Source organism: Bacillus sp. GMs2/2 (assembly GCF_050172095.1).
Lineage (GTDB): Bacteria > Bacillota > Bacilli > Bacillales > Bacillaceae_G > Bacillus_A > Bacillus_A cereus.
The window spans coordinates 1-3304 of the sequence record NZ_JBNLYE010000405.1; the positions used below are offsets into that span (position 1 = coordinate 1).

Below are 3304 nucleotides of genomic sequence, written 5' to 3' on the forward strand. Positions count from 1 at the left end.
CTTTTAATGTTATATTTTAATAGCGATGAATGCTATTATTTCATAAGTTGTCAACAAGCGTTATGTATGTATGAGAAAAGGGAAGGAGCCAAATAGGCCCCTTCCTTTTTCTACTAATTAACTAAATTACTCTCTGGTAAAAATTTAAATAGTAATGCTCATTTACAGGCGTCTGATTATGCATTAAACATGCTAACTTTGCTTGCTGTCGGAAAAATTAAAAACGATAGCATTAAGCTATTAAGAGACAAAAATTCATCAACACGAAGACAGATTTGTCTTGGCTAGATAAATTTGGTGATAAATACAGGAAATAAATCTTACGATTCAATGATTCTTTTTCCTGCCCTCTCCCCTTGCCACTTCTGTTTCATGACTTGTAAATAGAGATCTTCAAACTCGTTAAAATGGATGCGAAAAACATCTAATGTATCGATATAAGCAGAAATCACATCTTTTTCATTAAAATGGATACCTTCCTGTGCTAAGTCATAGCTATCATTAAGGCTGTATAAATCAAAATATTCTTCTTCCCAATACAGGCCTCTATTTACTAGTAATCGAGTAGAGCAAGTAATCGCTTGTTTAATATTCCATTTCTGAGCTACTAACTTTTCATTTAAGACTGAAAGAAGGATGTTTACCAAGGGTTTTTCATCAACTATGCGGCTATATGACAGTAAAGCCGATTCTATATATATCAGCTTTGCTTTAGACATTAAAGATATCTCCATAATTTCATATGGCGGGTGATCACTTGCTTCAATCAACCTATCGCACCATGAAATAACCTCCTCTCTATTCCAAAGTCCGCAGCCTAGTCCTAATGCATACAAGTGGGCTAAAGTTTGATAAGATTTCAATATGTTTCACCTTCAATTTAACTGTATAGTGGTATTGCATTCATTTTGGAAATAATCACGCTTAGTAATAAATATAATAAGCTGCCCAAACGGACAGCTTATTTGCATTAAAAACACTATACATGAACTTTTGCTTTTTTTCGACGCACAAGCCACCAAACTAAAGATAGCAGTACTAGGGGAAACGGAAATACCTGAATAAAGAAAAATACTTCCCAAAAATCGTGCATCGTACTACCAGAAGAATCTGTTGCCATCCCGCCAATAAAAAAAGACAATGGAATGACAAGTATATTTATACCTAAACTAATCATTAGGAATGATAGATTCTTCTTCCAGATTACTGGTAATGCAGCCACGATTAATAAAACCAATGCAGTACCCAGTATAAGAAACAGTGCTCCAAATAAAAATACAAAGTATAGAATAGCATTGATTAAAGGTTCCACAATAGCCCTCCTAAGGATTCATTCTATAGAAACACTCATGTTATTTAGAAAGTCAGAATGCTATACCTCTTAGTTGTCTTTCAATTTCTTCATCGCGATAGTCTTCATTTATCTGCTTAGAATACTTAATCTACTTGCTTATATTCTGGACTGCGTTAGGACATATGTTTCTATTGTACAACCAGCTAGCAAGAAACCCACACTTATCCCTGCTAATACGGTACCTTTAAAGGCTCTGTTCATATTCATTTGCCCCTTTTATCTTTTCGTATTTTTTCTCCATCCATAGACAGTCCATTATGAACGTTTTCATTATAAGTATTGTCTGCTGTTACTGTTTTACTTTCCTTACTATCTGTTTCGGCACTGATTCTTCTCGTTTACCGTTTCAGTATTACGCTTCAATTCGCATTATCATCACATAAAAAGGACATACCTATTCATATATACCCCTTTATTATTTTATATTGAAATAAATAATGGTTCAAAGTTATTTTGTGAAAATCATACAAAAATTAATAATTCATCGATTACCCAACAATAGATAATATGGATAAAGAAAAAATACTAGAGAATATCACATTGTAGTAGTCTCTAGTATTTTTTCATAGTATTTTAGCGGCTATGCAATACGGAGGGAGAAAAAAGGACCTCTTACGGAAAGATAAGAGGTCATCAAGAAGATAAAAATGTTGTATTTGAAACACGCGAGTTTCTAATTCACATCATAACACAATATATCCATATATTCAATATATACATTTAAGATAAGGAATATTACATCATTAAAGATTACGGTGAACCAGGAGATAGTGCTGAAAATGAACCTACTTTGCGCAACATTTTCCCGAAAAAGCATGCGGATGTCGCACCTGCTAAGACATTTTGAATAATCTTTGCAGCTGCTACATCAACGGGTAATTTACTGTATTTCCAATCTAGAGAATCAATTGTCCAATCCCATACTTTTAAAACTAGTGCAATAGATCTTTTTAATTACATACTTAATTTATTTTTTAATGTCCAATATTTTTCTCCATTAGCTTCAAAAGAGAATTCTACCCATCCATTTGGATCTTCACGATAAATAAAGATGGTTGTTCCAGGAGTTACTGTACCAACTTTATTTTCCTCGACAGCTACATCTGGTCTACTTTTAATTTTCAAATTAAATGGATAAGGTACCTGGTAGTAAGTAGCTGATGATACAACATTTGTGCTTGAACCGTCTGCATACATTTTATACGGAATTTCATTTGATAACGCTTCGACATCTAATGTTTCAGGATTCTTTGATAATTTTTTTTCATATGTATAGTCTTCTACACGAAACGGTTTAATACGTTCCATAATGCCTGCAATTTTCTTAGCCCAGCCTTTATCTGATGCATATTTCACATTCATGCCAGTTAATGTTGGCCCGTTATAATACATACCATTTTCTTCTAAATATCTTTCTCGTACATAATTAGCATTATAAGCAATGCTATCGCCGTAGCTTGGTAAATATTTCGCATATTTAAACGGATCTCCATCATATGCACGTAGACCGAATAAATTATGTTTTTGATATGCGATTTCTGATTTTCCGTATCCAGATTCTAAAATCGCATGCGCCGCTAAATAATGAGCACTCACGCCATATTGATTTTGCGCATTGATAAAATCTTGTCCATGTCCAACTAAGGGACTATCTGAATGATATTTTGCAATAAAACTATCAATCTCTTGAGCTGTAATTTTCGAAGCCACTGTTAAATTTAAATCTTCATATGAGGTAGCAGTAATAACCTCTTTTTCATCGTTTAAATTTTGTTGTAACATATCTGTTTTTGCAGTAAGTTGAGCAGCTTCAGCACGTGTTATAAATCTATTTGGTTGCCAACCGTTCTCGGTACCATTAGAAATTTTTAAATCTATTAAAATATTGGCATATTTTTCTCCCCAATGCCCTTTTAAATCTTCAAATCTAACCTGATCATTATGATTTGG

General features: G+C 33.3%; 3 protein-coding genes and 2 pseudogenes. 1 reads left to right on the forward strand and 4 read right to left on the reverse strand.

What is annotated here, in order from left to right; translation table 11 throughout:
• Positions 1-320 precede the first annotated feature (320 nt).
• Both ACQGS6_RS25125 and ACQGS6_RS25130 read right to left on the reverse strand, forming a co-directional pair.
• A complete protein-coding gene (locus tag ACQGS6_RS25125) occupies positions 321-863 on the reverse strand; it encodes a hypothetical protein (protein WP_000844539.1) in 543 nt (180 codons plus the stop codon).
• Between the two features lie 116 nt (positions 864-979).
• Entirely contained in the window at positions 980-1312 is a 333-nt protein-coding gene (locus ACQGS6_RS25130; protein WP_000433526.1) for a hypothetical protein, read from the reverse strand.
• A 778-nt stretch (positions 1313-2090) separates the two neighbouring features.
• On the opposite strand from ACQGS6_RS25130, the pseudogene ACQGS6_RS25135 reads away from it, so the two are divergent.
• A pseudogene (locus tag ACQGS6_RS25135) lies at positions 2091-2183 on the forward strand (peptidase M56); the annotation flags it as partial.
• On the opposite strand, the pseudogene ACQGS6_RS25140 reads toward ACQGS6_RS25135, so the two are convergent.
• Positions 2171-2284: pseudogene (locus tag ACQGS6_RS25140) on the reverse strand (polysaccharide deacetylase); the annotation flags it as partial. The pseudogenes ACQGS6_RS25135 and ACQGS6_RS25140 sit on opposite strands and share 13 nt — an antisense overlap.
• Positions 2285-2308: 24 nt before the next feature.
• Positions 2309-3304 (reverse strand): glucosaminidase domain-containing protein (locus ACQGS6_RS25145; RefSeq protein ID WP_426965777.1); only part of this gene is annotated, 996 nt, incomplete at its 5' end.